Here is a 16,796-nt window from a genome sequence, read left to right on the forward strand (position 1 = left end):
TAACCGGCGCCACCGCGTCCGAACTGCCTTCAACCCACGCCCGAGCGGGCCAGGTACCGGACCGGAGACGGCCGGCTGTGCCCCGAGGGTGACCCGACACATAAGGAGTGCGCGGTGACACCGGAGAAGACGAATCGCGAGCAACGCCCCGAGGAACACACGGAGCGTGCGGGCCACCGGTCCGACGAGCTCGGCAGCCTGGCCGTGTGGGCACGGTCCGCCCCCATCCGACTCGCGGGCTACGAGGACGACCTCGCCGAGCCCCACATCCTGCCCAGCGTGGACTGACCCCCGCAGGGACCCTTCGCGATCGCCGACAGCATGGGCGTGCGAAAATCACGCCCATGCTGATCAGAGAAGCCGCGGCCGACGACTGGCCGCGGATCTGGCCTTTCTGGCACCGGATCGTCGCCGCAGGCGACACCTACACCTGGGCCCGGGACACCTCCGAAGAGGCGGCCCGGGCCCTGTGGATGTCCCCGCCGAAGCGCGTGTACGTCGCCGAGGACGAGACCGGGACCGTCGTCGGCTCGGCCTTCGTCACCCCGAACTACGGCGGCCCCGCCGACCGCATCGCCAACGCCGGCTTCATGGTCGACCCCGACCACGGCGGCCGCGGTATCGGCCGCGCCCTCGCCGAACACATCCTCACCACCGCCCGTGACCAGGGCTTCCGAGGCATGGTCTTCAACGCCGTCGTCGAGACCAACCCCGCCGTCAAGCTCTGGCTCTCCCTCGGCTTCACGATCCTGGGCACGGTGCCGGACGCGTTCGAGCATCCCCGGGACGGGCGCGTCGGCCTGCACGTCATGTACCGCGCCCTCTAGAAGCACCTTCTGGAGGCGCGTTCGAGAAGCACCTCCAGGGGCGCCTTTCAGTCGAGCGGCGCCGTCCGCACCCACGGCCGCAGCTTCTCCAGTTCCTCCGCCAGCTCCAGCAGCGCCGCCTCCGACCCCGGCCGCCCCACCAGCTGTACGGCGCAGGGCGCGCCGGAGGGCAGGGTGCCGAACGGGACCGACATGGCCGGCCAGCCGGTGAGGTTCCAAGGGGGCGTCAGCGGCGAGTAGTTGGTGTTCGCCAGCACATTGCGGAGCCAGCCCCGCTCGTGCCACGGTCCGGCCTTGGGGGAGCGGCGGGCCAGCGCCGCCGTCAGCAGGATGTCGTGCTCGGCGAAGAAGGGTGCGAGGCGCTCCCGCAACTGCTCCCGGCCCTTGCCGGTGCGCACGCTCTTCACGAACCGCCGCCCGATCGCCGCGTGCACCCGGGTCCGCCGCGTCAGCTTCCGCGGGTCGAGCCCCGCCGCGTCCACCGAGGTGCCGGCCGTCCAGTGCGCGAGGGACGTGGTGCTCAGGGACAGCGGATACGGCGGATCGGCGCGGTGCACGGTGTGCCCGGCCTTGTTCAGCAGTCCGGCCGCCTCCCGCACGGCGGTCGTATACGGCTTGCTGACGGCGACTCCGGCGAGCGGGCTGCGTACGGAGACGGCGACTTTCCGAGGAGTGGGCTCGTCGGGGCGTACGACCTCGATGTCCGCGATGACCGAAAACATCAGCCGGGCGTCCTCGACGGTCGTCGCGAGGGGTCCGTTCTCGGACATTCCGAACCAGTCGCCGTCGCCGATACCGGCCGGGACCACCCCGAACCCCGGCTTGATGGTGACCAGGCCGCAGTTGGCGGCGGGGATGCGCAGCGAGCCCATGCCGTCGTTGCCGAGCGCGATCGGCACCATGCCGGCGGCTACGGCGGCCGCGCTGCCGCCGGAGGAACCGCCCGCCGTGCGGGTCGTGTCCCACGGGTTGCGGCTGGTGCCGTGGACGCCCTCGGTCGTACCGAAGATGCACAGCTCGGGCACGTTCGTGAGCCCTACGACCACCGCACCCGCCGCCCGTAGCCGGGCCACGGTGATGTGGTCGTGGTCGGCGGGCGTGTCCGGGGTCGCGGCGGAGCCGACCCGGTTGGACTCGCCGGTCACCGGGAGGTTGTCCTTGATGGCCACCGGCACGCCCGCGAGCGGGAGTTCGGCCAGATCGGCCCGCGCGCCCACCTCGTCGGCCTCCGCGAGCGCCGCCTCCGCCCGCACCACCCGGAACGCGCCGATCCGTCCGTCGAGCCGCTCGATCCGGGCGAGGTGCTCGACCACCACCTCGCGGGGCGTGACCCGCTTCTCGCGTACGGCGGTGGCGATCTCGACGGCGGTACGGCCGACCCAGCTGGTCACGGGCGCGCTCCTTCTCACTACTCGCGAGTATGTAGGGAGAACTGTGCCTCGGCCGGGGCGGCGCGTCGAGAGGTGACCGGGTGTGGAAAGCCAAGGGCCGCTGGTGATGGAAGACCAAGGGCCGCCGGTCTTGGACATTCGAGGCCGTCTTGTTGGACTTTTCGCGAGCCGGTACAGGGCGGGCGCCGAATGACCTGCTGGTCATCCGATCAATGGCCCAACTTGACCCCTCCCGGCGCCCATTGACAGTCCCTGGCCACAGTCCAATTATCAGTCCTCCGATCAATCGCGACCGGTGGAGTGGCATGGCTGAGCGCAGGAAGAGACGGTTCCGGTTCATCGGCTTCGCGGCGGTGTTCGCACTGCTCGCGGCACCCGCGCCGGCGGTCGCGGCCCAGCAGGAACGGGCGGTGCCGGTGACCGTGCCCGCGCTGACCAACTGGGCGCCTCAACCCGGGAGTTACGACTTCGGGCCCGGAACCCGACTCGTGGCCGACAGCAGGAGCGAGCGTGAGGTCGCCGACACCCTCGCCGACGACCTCAAGGCGGCCGGTCACGGAAGAGTGCCCGTAGTGCGGGGCGGTGTCACCCGCCCCGGTGACATCGTGATCGAAGTCCGGCCGACCAAGGCCTCGTTGGGCGCGGAGGGCTATGAACTCCAGGCGGGCAAACGCCTGTCGGTGACCGGCGCGACCGAGACCGGCGCCTTCTACGGCACCCGGACCCTCCTCCAACTGCTCGCGCAGGGCGACCGCATTCCCGCCGGACGCACGGTCGACGTACCGCGCTACAAGGAACGCGGAGTCGGCGTCTGCGCCTGCTACATCCACATCTCCCTGCCCTGGCTGGAGAACCTGGTGCGCGAGATGGCGTACCACAAGCTCAACCAACTCCTCCTCGAACTCAAGGTGAAGAGCGCCGCGCACCCCGAGGCGAACACCTGGGGCTACTACACCCCAGACGAGATGCGCCGCCTCGTCGCCCTCGGCGACAAGTACCACGTCGAGATCATCCCCGAGATCAACTCCCCGGGCCACATGGACCCGTGGATAGAGAACCGTCCCGATCTCCAACTCACCGACAGCGACGGCAACAAGCAGCCCGCCCGGCTCGACGTCACGCAACAGGCGGCCTTCGACTACTACACGAGCCTGATGGACGAGTACGCACAGGTCTTCACCGCGACGTCCTGGCACATGGGCGCCGACGAGTACATGCTCGGCTCCGACTACTCCAAGTACCCGCAGATGCTGCGCTACGCCCAGGAGAAGTACGGCGCGACCGCCACCCCGCAGGACGCCTACATCGACTTCATCAACCGCGTCCAGGCCTACGCCGCGAGCAAGGGCAAGAAGCTGCGCATCTGGAACGACGGACTCACCGGCGCCAACACCGTGCCGGTGGCAGCGGGCACGACGGTCGAGCACTGGCTCAACGTCACGGAGAAACCGAGCCAACTCATCGCCGAGGGCTACCCGTTGATGAACGCGGCCTACTCCCTCTACCTCGTCCGCGGCGGCTTCCACAGCGACACCGAGGCGCTGTACGAGCAGAGCTGGGACCCGCGCAGCTTCGAGGGCGAGAAGCTCACCTCCAGCGACGGCATCACCGGCGCGAAGATCAGCCTCTGGCCCGACAACGGCCGCGGCGAGACCGAGAACGAAGTCGCCACCGACACCGAGCCCGCGCTACAGCACCTCGCCCAGGCGACCTGGGGCGATCCGCATCCCGACGCCACGTATGCGGCATTCACCGCCCGGGGAACGGCAGTTGGGCACGCGCCCGGGTGGCGGGACCTGACACGGGTACCGGTGACGGACGGGACGTACACCTTCCGGACGACAGGCGCGACTACCGCTTCCACTTCCGCCTCCTTCGACGCCACGGTGCAGCGCACGCCGGACGGCTACGCGACTCTGCGGACCGCCGACGGCTGCCTGGAGGTGCAGGGCGGCAAGCTCACCCTCAACGTGCCGCTCCAGCCCGGGGTTTCGGCGACCCCGCAGCCCTGCGATGCCGCGAACACCATGCAGCGCTGGGAGTTGGCGCCCACGGCGGGCGGCTACCGGCTCGTGAACGCGATCACGCAGATGGCGCTGAGCGTCGCGGACGACGGCCGGCTCGTGCAGTACCCACCGGACCAACACCAGCCCGCCACCTGGCACTTGACCGCCCACTGAGCAACCAGAGGAGTCCCACCCCATGGCCCTCTCCCGACGTCTCTTCGTCCTCTCGGCCACCGCCCTCGCCGCGACCGGCACCGCCACGGCATCCGCCCTCGCGGCGACTCCGACCCCGTCCGACTCCCGCTCCCGCATCCCCGTCAGTCCCGACGACACCGAGGCCGAGCTGGTCCGCAAGGCCTCCCAAGTCTGGCCCACCGCACGGCAGGTGGCCTGGCAGAAGCTGGAGCGGACGGCGTTCCTGCACTTCGGCGTGAACACCTTCACCGGCCTGGAGTGGGGGACCGGCGACGAGGACCCGAACGTGTTCCAGCCGACCGGCCTCGACACCGACCAGTGGGCCCGTGCCCTGCGCGACGGCGGTTTCAAGCTCGCCATCCTCACCGTCAAGCACCACGACGGCTTCGTCCTCTACCCCTCCCGCTACACCAACCACACGGTCGCGTACAGCAGTTGGCGTGCGGGCCAGGGCGACGTACTGCGCTCCTTCGCCGACTCCATGCGGCGGTACGGCCTCAAGGCCGGCGTCTACCTCTCGCCCGCCGACGAGAACCAGTACCTCCACGGCGTCTACGCCAACGGCAGCGCACGCGTCACACGTACCGTCCCGACACTCGTCGACGGCGACGACCGCACCCCGGACGCCTTCTACACGCTGGACGCCACCGACTACGGCGCCCACATGCTCAACACCCTCTACGAAGTACTGACCGAGTACGGCCCGATCGACGAGGTCTGGTTCGACGGCGCCCAGGGCCGCATCCCGCCGGGCCACGTCGAGGACTACGACTGGGACAGCTGGTACACCCTGGTCAGGTCGCTGGCCCCGGACGCGGCGATCGCCGTGACCGGCCCGGACGTGCGGTGGGTCGGCAACGAGGGCGGTATCGCGCGGGACGACGAGTGGAGCGTCCTCCCGGTCAAGGAGGAGCAATACGGGCGCACGGACTGGGCGTTGTCGTACGACACCCCCGACGAGGGGAGCCGTAGCGCGCTCGTCTCGGCGCAGCCGAACACCGACTATCTGCAGTGGTGGCCCGCCGAGTGCGATGTGTCGATCCACGACGGCTGGTTCTACCACCCGGACCAAGTCCCCAAGAGCGTCGACGAGTTGATCGACATCTACTTCGGCTCGGTCGGCCGCAACTCGGTCCTGCTGCTCAACGTGCCACCGGACACGGACGGCCTGCTGGCGGACCCGGACGTGGCACGCCTGCGCGAGTTCCGCGAGCGCGTGGACCGGGAGCTGCCCGAGGACCTGGCGCGCGGGGCCCGGACGGCGGTCTCGCCGGGCCGGGTCACCGTCGACCTGGGCGTCGAACGGGCCGTCGACCGCGTCCGGTTGGCGGAGGACACAGCGCGCTGCGGCCAGCAGGTCGAGGCCTTCGTGATCGAGGCCTACGTCGACGGGGGCTGGACCGAGGTGACCCGCGCCGGAACGATCGGTGCGAGCCGCATCCTGCTGCTGGCCGCGCCGGTAAGCGCCCGGCGATGGCGGGTCCGTGTGACGGCGGCCCGGGACACCGTACGGATCGCGGAGTTCGGGCTGTACCGGTCGCGGGTCTGAGCGGCCGGAGGCCGCCCGGCCTCACATGTCCTTGAGGAGCTTCTCCAGGAAGGTCACCGACTCGGGGGCCGGTGAGGCCACCATGCTCAGCCGGTCCATGACCGCGAGATAGCGGTCGACCTCGTCGGGCTTGTCCAAGTAGAGGGCGCTGGTGAGCTGTTCGAGGTAGACGATGTCCGGCAGGTCCGGCACCGGGAAGCGCAGCACGGTGATCGGACCGCCGGCGGCGGCGTGGCCGCCCACGTGGAACGGCAACACCTGGAGTGTGACGTTCGGCAGGGCGGCCGTCTCGATGAGGTGCCGCAGCTGCTCACGCATCACGTCCGCGCCGCCGAGCGGACGGCGCAGCGCGGCCTCGTCCACCACGACCCACAGCTTCGGCGCGCCGGGTCTGGTGAGCAACTCCTGCCGGGTCATGCGGAGTTCGACGCGGCGCTGGATCGCGTCCGGGGTGTCGACGGGCCGGCCGAGCCGGATGACGGACTCGGCGTACGCGGCGGTCTGCAACAGGCCCGGGATGAACTGCACTTCGTAGGTGCGGATGAGGGAGGTCGCCTCCTCCAGACCCAGGTGCTGCTCGAACCAGGTCGGGAAGGCGTCACCGTACGCGCGCCACCAGCCGGGTTCGTTGGCGCGGCGGGCCGAGTCGAGGAACTCCTGGCGCGCGTCCGGCTCGTGGAGGCCGTAGAGAGTCAACAGGTCCGCTACGTCGCGCTCCTTGAAGCCGACGCGGCCCAGCTCCATGCGGCAGAGCTTGGCGTCCGAGGCGCGTATCGCCGAAGCGGCCGTGTCCCGGGTGATGTTGAGGGACTCTCGCAGGCGGCGCAGTCGCGTGCCCAGCATGATGCGCTGGACCGTCGGACCGCCGCGCTGAAGGCTCAGCACGTCCGAACCCGAGGGAGCGTATTCCGGTTGAGCTGCAGTCATGTTCATCCCCTCGGCGGTCGCGCCGATACCGTCCGCAAGTTTTCGGGACTTAAAAGAGGATCGTAGCACCGAGGTTCCGGATAACTACAGGGAGTGAAGGAGCCGGAAGGTGCCGGCCTGTGTCCGGCGCCTTCCGGCCAATCCGCGGGTTTGCCTGACCTCAACGGCCGGGGAGTAGGCCGTCGAAGTCGCCGTCCTTCACACCGCGGACGAACGCGGAGATCTCGGCGCTGGTGTAGACGAGCGCCGGACCTTCGGGGTGGCGCGAGTTGCGTACGGCGACCTGACCGTCGGAGAGCGCGGCCAACTCGACGCAGTTGCCCTCGGGGTTGCTGTGGTGGCTCTTGCGCCACTGCGCGTCGCTCAGCAGGGTCGCCGACATGCCGTTCGCGTGCTCTATGTGAGGCCTCATCGCTCCCCCGGAAGATCGAATGCAATTGCAGCTTCAATTGCACCCATTGGTGATGTGGAGGACGATAGCCCTCGGGGAGACCGCCCGCAAGATCGTCTGCAATTGCAGCGGTAATTGCCGATGCACTTGCGTTCGCAGGGGCAGGCGGAGGACGATGCTCCGGACAGGTGTAGTGCGCGCAGTTGTTCTCTCTTCCCAGGGGTCTCAGGGGTCGCGATGTCCGCAGAGCAAGTCGTACGACCGGTCGACACCCTGCGGATCGAGGGGACTTGGGAGTGGCTGTGCCGGGCCGTCGAGCAGGTGGGCCCGCCCGAGCCGGGGCGGACCGTCACCCTGGTCCCCGCCGTCGGTGACGGGCGCGACCCCGCTCTCTGCTCCGTCCTGGTCGTGCCGCCGATGCCTCAGTCGGCCCATGTGGCACGGGAGTTCACCCGCGCGGCGCTCGCCGACCGGGCCGGTGACGAACTCGTCGACGACATGACGGTCACCGTGTCGGAACTGGTGAGCAACGCGCTGCGCTACGGCCGGGCCCCCAACTCCCTTGCGGAGCCGCAGCCTTCACTGTGGCTCGCGGTGTGGGACCGGCTGCCGTACGCGGTGTGCGCGGTGACCGACGACAGCGATCGCATACCCGTGGAGGGGCACCCCGACGAGTTCGCGGAGTCCGGGCGCGGTCTGCAGGTGGTCTCCGCGCTGAGCGAGTCGTGGGGCTGGAACCTGCGGGCGGGCGGCGGGAAGACGGTCTGGGCGTTGTTCCGGATCTGACGCGAGGGATACACGCCTCTGGCGAGAGCGGCATGAGAAAAGAAGGAGGGGCACCGGTAACTCCGGTGCCCCTCTTCCGTGTTGGTGCTCAGACCTTGCGGCCGATGCCGCAGATCGCGTCCACGTCGGACGGGTCGCGGCCCACGTCGACCGGCTCCGGGTGCCACTGCGAGGTGGGTACGATGCCGGGCTCGATGACCTCCAGGCCCGTGAAGAACGCCTCGATCCGCTCAGGGCTGCGCAGGTGGTACGAGCTGGCCGAGTTGGCGTTGTACACCGAAATCGCCTGGTTCAGCGCCGCGTTGGTGTCGGTGCCGTCGCTCAGCGCGAGGTAGCTGCCCGGGGGCAGGGCGTCCAGGAAGCGCCCCACGACGGACTCGGGCTCGTCCGAGTCCGGGATCTGGCCCAGGATGCCCAGCATCGTCAGCGCGATCGGCTTGCTGAAGTCCAGGGTCTGGGCGGCGACTTCGAGAATTCCCTCGGGGTCGCGCACATCGGCGTCGAGGTAGGCGCAGGCGCCCTCCGGGGTGCTGGTGAGCAGCGCCTGCGCGTGCACCAGCACCAGCGGGTCGTTGTCGACGTACACGATGCGGCTCTCGGGCGCGATGCGCTGCGCGACCTCGTGCGTGTTGTCGACGGTGGGCAGGCCGGTCCCGATGTCGAGGAACTGACGGATGCCCGCCTCTTCGGCGAGATAGCGCACCGCCCTTACCAGGAAGCGGCGTTGGAGGCGGGCGAGCAGGGCGATGTCCGGGAACATCTGGACGATCATCTCGCCGGCCTCGCGGTCGGCGGCGTAGTTGTCCTTGCCGCCCAGGAGGAAGTTCCACACACGGGCGGAATGCGGCCGGTCGAGCTGAAGCCGGTCGGCCAGCGGGTCTTCGGAGGTCATGGGCAAAGCCTCACACGAAGTACCCGGCGGTGTCCGGCGATTCGGACTCGAAACGGGGGACACGCCCCCTTTCATGCCCTTGCCGGTCCCGTGCTGTCCCGCTCGATGAGCCGCGGCACCGGCACCCGCACCGTGCGCGCCGGACCGCCGTCCAGCAGAGCGGTCAACTCCCGGGCCGCCGTACGGCCGAACTCCACACTGTCCCGGGACAGGGCCGACAGCCACGGCCGGACCATGCGGCACAGCGCGGAGTCCTCCCAGGCGACCACCGACACGTCCGCCGGTACGGAGAAGCCGAGTTCGGTCGCGGCGGCCACCCCGGCGACGGCCATCACGTCGTTGTCGTAGATCAACGCCGTTGGGGGAGCGGGGACTTCGAGGACCCGGCGGGTGACGGCGGCGCCGGCCGCGTCCGAGTAGTCGGTGGTCACCGAGTGCACCTCGGTCAGCCCGCGGCGCGCGGCCTCGGCGCGCAGGGCGCGGATGCGGCGCTCGGTGTGCGCGAGGCCCGGCAGGCCGGCGATGTGCACGATCCGCCGGTGGCCGCGCGCGGACAACTCGTCGACGACAGAGGTCATCGCACCCGCGTCGTCGGCCCACACCGTCGACAGGCCGGGGTGCCGTTCGTCGGGTGCGCCGCCGATCACCACGGCGGGCAGGCCCAGTTCGTCGAGGAGGTCGGGTCGCGGGTCGGCGGTGCGCGGATCGGCCACCAGGACGCCGTCCACGCGGTGTTCGGCCCACCAGCGCCGGTACACCGCGCACTCGTCGTCGACGTCCTCGGCCATCTGGAAGAGCAGACCGAGATGACGTTCGGCCAGCACCTCCTGGATGCCCGAGACGAGTTGGAGGAAGAAGGAGTCGACGCCGAGGGTGTCCGCGGGCCGGGCGAGGACGAAACCGACCGTCGCCGCCCCTTCCCCCGACAGCGCCCGCGCCGCCGTACTGGGCCGCCAGCCCAGCTGCTCCGCGACCCGGCGCACCCGGTCGCGGGTGATCTCGGAGACGCCGGGCCGGCCGTTGAGCGCGAAGGAGACCGCGCTCTCGGACACGCCGGCGCGCTGCGCGATGTCCTTCATCGTCGGCCGACGCGCGGGCGACCGCTTGCCTGACAAGCCTGCTCTCCATTCCACCGGTGCCGCGCACTAATGCGCTTGAGTCCGCACACCCTAAAGCGCATTAGTGATCCACCGCAAGAATGCGGACGCACCTCGCTGACCTGTGCAGTTGGCCGGATCAGGCCAACTAATGAATTTAGCTGAGCGGAATCCATTGACTCGCCCGCCGCACAGCGTGCAAGGTCTGCCCCGGCACGATTGGCCAACCCCCACTGCAAAGGAGCCACTCGCCGTGCGCATCTCCCGCAGAGCCTTCGCCGCAGCTGCCGCCGCCGTCGTCCTCATGCCGCTGAGCGCCTGCGGTTCCGGGGGAGACGACGGCGGTTCGACCGACGCCTCGGGCAAGGTCGAGGGCGACATCACCTTCCAGACCTGGAACCTCCGCGCCAACTTCAAGTCGTACTTTGAGGGCGTGATCTCCGGCTTCGAGAAGAAGTACCCCGGCACCCATGTGAAGTGGATCGACCAGCCCGCCGAGGGCTACGCCGACAAGATCAGCGCGGACGCCGCCGGCGGCACCCTGCCCGACGTCGTCAACGTCTCCCCGGACCTCGTCGCCCCGCTCGCCAAGGCGGGCCTCGCGCTCGACCTCGACAAGTCGGCCGCGAAGTACAAGAGCGAGTACCTGCCGGGTGCTTGGGCCAGCCACGAGATACCGGGCATGACCGGCACCTACGCCTTCCCCTGGTACCTCAACACCGGCCCGCTCTTCTACAACAAGTCCCTCTTCGAGCAGGCCGGACTCAACGCAGACCAGCCGCCGAAGACGTACGACGAACTCTTCGCCCAGGCGCTCCAGTTGGCCAAGAAGACCGACGGCAAGGTCGCCACCCTCGCCAACGTCCCCACCGTCGAGGACTTCGGCCGCTACGGCGTCGAGCTCATGAACAAGGAGGGCACCGCCTTCGCCTTCAACGACGCGAAGGGCATCGAACTCCTCACCAAGTACAAGGAGTTGTACGACGCGAAGGCCCTCGACTCGCAGGCGCTGACCGCCACCCCCGAGTCGTCCGGCAAGAAGTTCCTCACCGGTGCCGTCGCGATGAACCCGGGCAGCGCCCTGGACCTCGACAACTTCAAGAAGCAGGCGCCCACCCTGTACAAGAACATCGGCATCACCGACCAGATCACCAGCACCGGGCACGTCAACATGTACGTGATGGGCGTGATGGTCAACTCCAAGACCAAGCACACCCCCGCGTCCGTGGCCTTCGCGCACTACGTCACCGACGCCCAGCAACAGATGTCGTTCGCGAAGAAGGTCGCCATCTTCCCGAGCACCGCCGGTTCCCTCGACGACCCGTACTTCACCAAGGAGGACGGCACCGACGAGACACGCGTGCGGATCGCCGCCGCCAAGTCCCTAAAGAACGCGGTCAATTACACGCCGGTGCTGTTCAGCGAGCAGATGAAGACCGCGCTGCGCAACGAGGTCGCCAAGGCGCTCCAAGGCAAGGAGAGCCCCAAGACGGCTCTCGACAACGCTGTCAAGCAGTGCGACACGCTGCTCCAGCAGGAAGGCTGAGGGTCCCCATGGCCGACGTGTCCCGCGTGCGGCGCCAACTGCCCACCAGTCCCTGGCTGTTCGCCGCCCCCGGGCTGCTCGTCGTCGGCGCCTTCGTGCTCTACCCCTTCGCCTCCACCGTGATCAACTCCTTCACGGACCGGCGCACCCTGATCCCGGGCCACTTCGTGGGCTTCGCCAACTTCCGCGAGCTGTGGCACGACGACATGTTCTGGACCGGCCTGCGCAACAGCACCCTGTACATCGTCGGGGTGGTCCCCGCACTCGTCGTACTCCCGCTGCTGCTCGCCCTGTTGGTGCAGAAGAACATCCCCGGCATCACCTTCTTCCGGTCCGCCTTCTACACGCCCGTCGTCGCCTCGATCGTCGTGGTCGGGCTGATCTGGGTGTGGCTGCTGGACGAACGCGGCCTGGTCAACTCGCTGTTGGAGACGATCGGCGTCGGACAGATCGGCTTCCTCAGCGACCAGTGGCTGCTCCTGCTGAGCGCCATGGCCGTCACGGTCTGGAAGGGCCTCGGCTACTACATGATCATTTATCTGGCCGCACTCGCCAGCGTGCCGCGCGAACTGCACGAGGCCGCGTCGGTCGACGGCGCGGGCGCGGTGCGCCGCTTCTTCACGGTGACCGTGCCCGCCGTCCGCTCCACGATGGTGCTGGTGGGGGCGCTGTCCTCGGTCGCCGCCTTCAAGGTGTTCTCCGAGGTCTACCTGATGGCGGGCCCGAGCGGCGGACCGGCCGGCGAGGACACCACCCTCGTGATGCTCGTCCAGCGCACCGGCACCGGCCTGACCGGCCGCGTCGGCTACGCCTCCGCGCTCTCGGTCGTCGTCTTCGTCGTCACCGTCGCCCTGATGCTGCTCGTGCTGCGGGCCGACCGGAAGGAGGACGCTTGAGCGTCATCGAGCGCACAAGGCCCGTCCAGGAAACGGCAGTTCGCGAACCCCGCATCACCGACGAGCACGGCCGCCGCATCCGCGTCTGGGAACTCGCCCTGCGCTACACGCTGTTGCTCGTCGTCCTCGCCATCACCGTCGGGCCCTTCGTATGGCAGCTGTCCACCTCGCTCAAGGGCCCGACCGAGGACATCTACAGCTCACCGCCGACCTTCCTGCCCGAACACCCCACCCTGCACAACTACAAGCGGGTCGCCGACACCATCCCCGTCTGGGACTACGCCTTCAACTCACTGAAGGTCGCCACCGCCAACGTCGTGACGAACTGCGTCGGTTCGGCCCTCGCGGGGTACGCCCTGGCCCGGTTGCGCTACCGGGGCCGCCGCGTGGCCACCCTCGTCTTCATCCTCGCGATGCTCGTGCCGGTGGAGGGCATCATCATCGCCCAGTTCACCACCATGCGGGAGCTGGGCCTCAACAACACCCTGATCGGTGTGGTCCTCCCGGGCTGCATCGGTGCGATGAACGTCCTGCTGATGCGCAACGCCTTCCTCAACCTGCCGTACGAGATAGAGGAAGCTGCCTTCGTCGACGGCGCCAACGTGTGGCAGCGGTTCCTGCGGATCGCGCTGCCGTCCGTGAAGGGGACCATCGCGGTCGTCGCGATCTTCGCGTTCATGGGTGCCTGGGACGACTTCCTGTGGCCGCTCATCGTGCTCAGCGACCCGTCCAAGTTCACGCTCACCATCGGCCTCAACTACCTGCACGGCACCTTCGCCAACGACGAACGCCTGGTGGCCGCCGGCACGGTCATCGCCGTGGCACCGCTGATCGCCCTCTTCGCCTGCCTCCAGCGGTACTTCTTCCGGGGCGTCGGCGAAGGGGCCGTCAAGGGCTGAGACCTACGCGCGCCGACTTCCCCCACGTACGCACTACAGAACCAGGATCCCGATGTCTTCTGCCGTGCGCTTCGGCGTCAACTACACGCCCAGCCAAGGGTGGTTCCACCACTGGCTCGACTTCGACCTCGACTCCGTACGCGCCGACCTCGACTCGATCGCCGAGCTGGGCCTCGACCACATCCGCGTCTTCCCGCTGTGGCCCTACTTCCAGCCCAACCGGACCCTGATCCGAACGAAGGCCGTGGAGCAACTGGTTGAGCTGGTGGACGCGGCCGGTGAGCGCGGGCTGGACGTCAACGTCGATGGTCTGCAAGGGCACTTGAGCAGTTTCGACTACCTGCCCGCCTGGATCCGGACCTGGCATCGGCGCAACCTCTTCACCGACCCGGACGTCCTCGACGGCCAGGCCGCCTACCTGCGCACGCTGGCCGCCGCCCTCGCCGACCGCCCGAACTTCATCGGCATGACCCTCGGCAACGAGGTCAACCAGTTCTCGGCGGGCCCTCATCCGGACCCCGACCGGGCGACGGAGGAGCAGATCGACGCCTGGCTGGGGCGGATGCTCGCGGCCTGTGCGGAGGGTGCGCCCGGCAAGCCGCATCTGCACGCCGAGTACGACGCGACCTGGTACCAGGACGACATGCCGTTCACCCCGGCCCAGGCCGCCCGGCACGGCGCGATGACGGCCGTGCACTCCTGGGTCTTCAACGGCACCGCCCAACGCCACGGCCGTAGTTCGGTCCCCTCGGAGCACCACGCCGCGTACCTGATCGAGCTGAGCAAGGCCTGGGCCGAGGAACCGCACCGGCCCGTCTGGCTCCAGGAGGTCGGCGCGCCCCAGCCCCTCGTACCCGCCGAGCACGCGGCCGACTTCGCCTCCGCGACCATCGCCAACGTCCTTGACTGCCCGGACCTTTGGGGCATCACCTGGTGGTGCTCACATGACGTGTCCCGCGACCTCGCGGACTTCCCCGAACTCGAATACGGGCTGGGCCTGTTGACCAACGACCGCCAACCCAAGGACATCGCGCTGGTGTTGGCGGAGGCGGCCCGCGAGCCCACGTACACGCCCGCCACCCGCACCACGGCGCTCGTCGTGCCCGCCGATCCGTCGGTGCGTTCGGGCTGCGGTCCCGGCGGGCCGGTGTTCGACGCCTACTTCCGACTCGTCGCCGACGGAGTCCGTCCGGCGACCGTCCTCGACGTGCGCGCGGAGGACAAGGAACACCTCGCCGCGCGCGGCATCACCGAAGTCGTCACTCCCGAACAGGTACTCCCCACCCCACAAGGAGGCACCAGCTCGTGAACCCCCAAGGCCCCACCAGACGCACCGTCCTGCTCGCCGGCGCGGCGGCCACCCTGCTGCCCCAACTGCCCACGCCCGCCTTCGCCGCCCCGCAGGCCGTCGCCAACACCGGTCAGCCGTACGCCAGTTACTGGTACCCGGACTCGCTGCCCTCCGGCACCCCGGGCACCGGTATCACCTGGAACAGCCTGAAGACCTGGACCGCCGCCTCGGACGCGGACCTCGCCTTCAACGCGGCCGCCGTCCCCCTGGCCGCGCGCTTCACCCCGACCCCCGCGAACAGCACCGCCCGCTCGGGACAGGCCCGCATCCAGTCCCTGGTCTCCTTCGGACCGACGTCGAGCAACCCCTCGCAGGGCGCGGCAACCGCCGACTACTACGCCCTCACCCACTGGTCCTACCTCGACGAACTCGTCTTCTGGGGCGGCTCCTCCGGCGAGGGCATCATCCTCGCCCCCAACGCGCCCATCGTCGACGCCGCCCACCGGCACGGTGTCCCCGTCCTCGGCAACATCTTCCTGCCGCCCGTCGCCTATGGCGGACAGCTCCAGTGGACCCGCGACCTGGTCCAGAAGGACTCCGCCGGGCACTACCCGCTGGCCGCCCAACTCGTCGCGGTCGCCGCCGCGTACGGCTTCGACGGCTGGTTCGTCAACGCCGAGACCAGCGGCGGGAACACCGCCCTCGGCACGGACATGCAGGGCTTCGTGGGCGAGTTGAAGTCCCTGGCCGCCGCGCAGGGGCAGCGGGTCACCTGGTACGACGCGATGACCGTGAACGGGACGGTCAGCTGGCAGGGCGCGCTGAACACGTCGAACCAGGCGTTCTTCCAGGCCGCGGACGACATGTTCATCGACTTCCGGTGGAGCACGAGCACGCTGGCGGCCTCCGGGACCAAGGCGGACGGACTCGGGCGCAGCCGCTACGAGTTGTGGGCCGGCGTCGACGTCGAGTCCAACGGGTCCAGTACGTCGGTGAGTTGGGACGCGATGGTGCCGACGACCAAGGCGCACGTCACGTCGATCGGCTTCTACCGGCCCGAGTGGACCCGCAACCATCTGCCCGCGAGCCGTACCCCGGGCGACTTCCACGCGGCCGACGACCGGTTCTGGACCGGGCGTTCGCTCGACCCGTCGAGTCCGGACAGCACGGACACCTGGCGGGCGCCGGCCGTGTCGGTCGCGGACCGGTCGACGGTGGGCGGCGCACTGCCGTTCGCGAGCGTCTTCAACACCGGGCACGGGCTGCGGTGGTACGAGGACGGGGTGGTCACCTCGGACACGGCATGGAACCACCTGGGGCTGCAGGACCGGTTGCCGTCGCGACGGTGGGTGGTGCGGACGGCGGGGCAACGGCCCACGGTGACCTTCGACTTCGCGGACGCGTGGCGGGGCGGCAGCAGCGTGCTGGTCTCGGGTGTACTCGATCAACCGGCGACGGTGGATGTGTACGGTTCACAGCTGCCGATCGGTGATGACACGGTGGTCGACCTGACCTTCCGCACCGACAGTGGCAGCGGCAGTGTGGATATCGAGCTGGCCGTCGCCACCGCCGAACCGAGCACAGCGGGGTCGACACCGCCGTACACGTATCTGCCTGTGAACTCGGTTAACGGCGTGCGGGCTGTGACGGACGTCAACGGGTGGAAGACGGTGACCGTGCCGCTCACAGGGCTCTCCGGGACGCTGCACGCGATCGGTGTACGGCTCACCGCGGCCGATGCGAGCGGGAGCACTGTGAACTGGCGGCTCGGCGGTCTCGCTGTTCGCGATGTCAACGACACCCAGCTGCCCGCCGAGCCCTCCGACCTGCGGATCACCGCCGCCACGGGAGGCGACCTGCGCTTCGCCTGGGACGCCGCGCCCGGTGCCGTGCGCCAGTACACCCTTCACCGGCTCCTCCCCGACGGCACCCGGCGCTTCCTCGGCGGCACTTGCCAGCTCGCCTTCTTCGTCGGTGGGCTGCAGGCCGAACAGGGTGAGCAGCAGGCGTGGTTCGAACTGCGCGCGACAGGGGAGCTCTACACAGCGTCGGCCCCCGTGACCGTCGCGCACACCTGGTGACACCCGACTGGCAACACCCGTG

Annotated in this window: 15 protein-coding genes; 10 read left to right on the forward strand and 5 right to left on the reverse strand. The window is 69.4% G+C overall.

Features of this window, described 5'->3' with window-relative positions; all coding sequences use genetic code 11:
- Window positions 1–114 precede the first annotated feature (114 nt).
- Together OG496_RS47860 and OG496_RS47865 are read left to right on the forward strand one after the other, a co-directional pair.
- Complete coding sequence (locus OG496_RS47860) at window positions 115–288, forward strand: hypothetical protein (protein WP_266865392.1); 174 nt, start codon at window positions 115–117, stop codon at window positions 286–288.
- A 56-nt stretch (window positions 289–344) separates the two neighbouring features.
- Window positions 345–827 (forward strand): GNAT family N-acetyltransferase, encoded by a 483-nt coding sequence (locus OG496_RS47865; protein WP_366491788.1) that lies wholly within the window; start codon window positions 345–347, stop codon window positions 825–827.
- Window positions 828–874: 47 nt separating this feature from the next.
- Here OG496_RS47865 and OG496_RS47870 read toward each other — a convergent pair whose 3' ends face one another.
- Window positions 875–2,218: an amidase gene (locus OG496_RS47870; RefSeq protein WP_405975363.1), complete on the reverse strand. Its 1,344-nt coding sequence runs from the start codon at window positions 2,216–2,218 to the stop codon at window positions 875–877.
- A gap of 305 nt (window positions 2,219–2,523) precedes the next feature.
- On the opposite strand from OG496_RS47870, the gene OG496_RS47875 reads away from it, so the two are divergent.
- A complete protein-coding gene (locus tag OG496_RS47875; protein ID WP_405975364.1) occupies window positions 2,524–4,398 on the forward strand; it encodes a family 20 glycosylhydrolase in 1,875 nt (624 codons plus the stop codon).
- Window positions 4,399–4,420: 22 nt separating this feature from the next.
- Window positions 4,421–5,968 carry an alpha-L-fucosidase gene (locus OG496_RS47880; protein WP_405975365.1) on the forward strand — a complete coding sequence of 516 codons (1,548 nt, stop codon included), beginning with the start codon at window positions 4,421–4,423 and terminating at the stop codon, window positions 5,966–5,968.
- 21 nt (window positions 5,969–5,989) lie between these two features.
- Here the strand turns inward: OG496_RS47880 and OG496_RS47885 are convergent, their stop codons facing one another.
- Together OG496_RS47885 and OG496_RS47890 are read right to left on the reverse strand one after the other, a co-directional pair.
- Window positions 5,990–6,895: a helix-turn-helix domain-containing protein gene (locus tag OG496_RS47885; RefSeq protein ID WP_405975366.1), complete on the reverse strand. Its 906-nt coding sequence runs from the start codon at window positions 6,893–6,895 to the stop codon at window positions 5,990–5,992.
- A gap of 160 nt (window positions 6,896–7,055) precedes the next feature.
- Window positions 7,056–7,307, reverse strand: a complete 252-nt coding sequence (locus OG496_RS47890) for a DUF397 domain-containing protein (protein ID WP_033279071.1) — start codon at window positions 7,305–7,307, stop codon at window positions 7,056–7,058.
- A gap of 216 nt (window positions 7,308–7,523) precedes the next feature.
- Between OG496_RS47890 and OG496_RS47895 the strand changes: the two genes are divergently transcribed.
- Window positions 7,524–8,072, forward strand: coding sequence for an ATP-binding protein (locus tag OG496_RS47895; RefSeq protein ID WP_399390148.1), 549 nt, complete (start codon window positions 7,524–7,526; stop codon window positions 8,070–8,072).
- Window positions 8,073–8,160: 88 nt separating this feature from the next.
- Here the strand turns inward: OG496_RS47895 and OG496_RS47900 are convergent, their stop codons facing one another.
- Together OG496_RS47900 and OG496_RS47905 are read right to left on the reverse strand one after the other, a co-directional pair.
- Window positions 8,161–8,964 (reverse strand): SAM-dependent methyltransferase, encoded by an 804-nt coding sequence (locus OG496_RS47900; RefSeq protein ID WP_405975367.1) that lies wholly within the window; start codon window positions 8,962–8,964, stop codon window positions 8,161–8,163.
- Window positions 8,965–9,035: 71 nt separating this feature from the next.
- Window positions 9,036–10,043 carry a LacI family DNA-binding transcriptional regulator gene (locus tag OG496_RS47905; protein ID WP_405976849.1) on the reverse strand — a complete coding sequence of 336 codons (1,008 nt, stop codon included), beginning with the start codon at window positions 10,041–10,043 and terminating at the stop codon, window positions 9,036–9,038.
- Window positions 10,044–10,314: 271 nt separating this feature from the next.
- On the opposite strand from OG496_RS47905, the gene OG496_RS47910 reads away from it, so the two are divergent.
- The 5 genes from OG496_RS47910 (at window position 10,315) to OG496_RS47930 (ending at window position 16,774) form a co-directional block, all read left to right on the forward strand.
- Window positions 10,315–11,607 carry an ABC transporter substrate-binding protein gene (locus tag OG496_RS47910; protein ID WP_405975368.1) on the forward strand — a complete coding sequence of 431 codons (1,293 nt, stop codon included), beginning with the start codon at window positions 10,315–10,317 and terminating at the stop codon, window positions 11,605–11,607.
- 8 nt (window positions 11,608–11,615) lie between these two features.
- Entirely contained in the window at window positions 11,616–12,503 is an 888-nt protein-coding gene (locus OG496_RS47915) for a carbohydrate ABC transporter permease (protein ID WP_405866112.1), read from the forward strand.
- Window positions 12,500–13,402 (forward strand): carbohydrate ABC transporter permease, encoded by a 903-nt coding sequence (locus OG496_RS47920; protein WP_405975369.1) that lies wholly within the window; start codon window positions 12,500–12,502, stop codon window positions 13,400–13,402. Before OG496_RS47915 ends, OG496_RS47920 begins: the two co-directional genes overlap by 4 nt.
- Before the next feature lie 64 nt (window positions 13,403–13,466).
- Window positions 13,467–14,711, forward strand: a complete 1,245-nt coding sequence (locus tag OG496_RS47925; protein ID WP_405976850.1) for a glycosyl hydrolase — start codon at window positions 13,467–13,469, stop codon at window positions 14,709–14,711.
- Window positions 14,708–16,774, forward strand: coding sequence for an endo-beta-N-acetylglucosaminidase (locus OG496_RS47930; protein ID WP_405975370.1), 2,067 nt, complete (start codon window positions 14,708–14,710; stop codon window positions 16,772–16,774). The genes OG496_RS47925 and OG496_RS47930 overlap by 4 nt, the downstream gene beginning before the upstream one ends.
- The last annotated feature ends 22 nt before the right edge of the window (window positions 16,775–16,796 follow it).

The organism is Streptomyces sp. NBC_00988 (assembly GCF_045162645.1).
GTDB lineage: Bacteria > Actinomycetota > Actinomycetes > Streptomycetales > Streptomycetaceae > Streptomyces.

Bases quoted from the DNA above. Each gene is read 5' to 3' on its own strand.
- OG496_RS47865 (WP_366491788.1), top strand. From the start codon at position 345: ATGCTGATCAGAGAAGCCGCGGCCGACGACTGGCCGCGGATCTGGCCT.
- OG496_RS47890 (WP_033279071.1), bottom strand. From the start codon at position 7,307: ATGAGGCCTCACATAGAGCACGCGAACGGCATGTCGGCGACCCTGCTG.
- OG496_RS47895 (WP_399390148.1), top strand. From the start codon at position 7,524: ATGTCCGCAGAGCAAGTCGTACGACCGGTCGACACCCTGCGGATCGAG.
- OG496_RS47900 (WP_405975367.1), bottom strand. From the start codon at position 8,964: ATGACCTCCGAAGACCCGCTGGCCGACCGGCTTCAGCTCGACCGGCCG.
- OG496_RS47880 (WP_405975365.1), top strand. From the start codon at position 4,421: ATGGCCCTCTCCCGACGTCTCTTCGTCCTCTCGGCCACCGCCCTCGCC.
- OG496_RS47905 (WP_405976849.1), bottom strand. From the start codon at position 10,043: ATGAAGGACATCGCGCAGCGCGCCGGCGTGTCCGAGAGCGCGGTCTCC.
- OG496_RS47885 (WP_405975366.1), bottom strand. From the start codon at position 6,895: ATGACTGCAGCTCAACCGGAATACGCTCCCTCGGGTTCGGACGTGCTG.
- OG496_RS47915 (WP_405866112.1), top strand. From the start codon at position 11,616: ATGGCCGACGTGTCCCGCGTGCGGCGCCAACTGCCCACCAGTCCCTGG.
- OG496_RS47875 (WP_405975364.1), top strand. From the start codon at position 2,524: ATGGCTGAGCGCAGGAAGAGACGGTTCCGGTTCATCGGCTTCGCGGCG.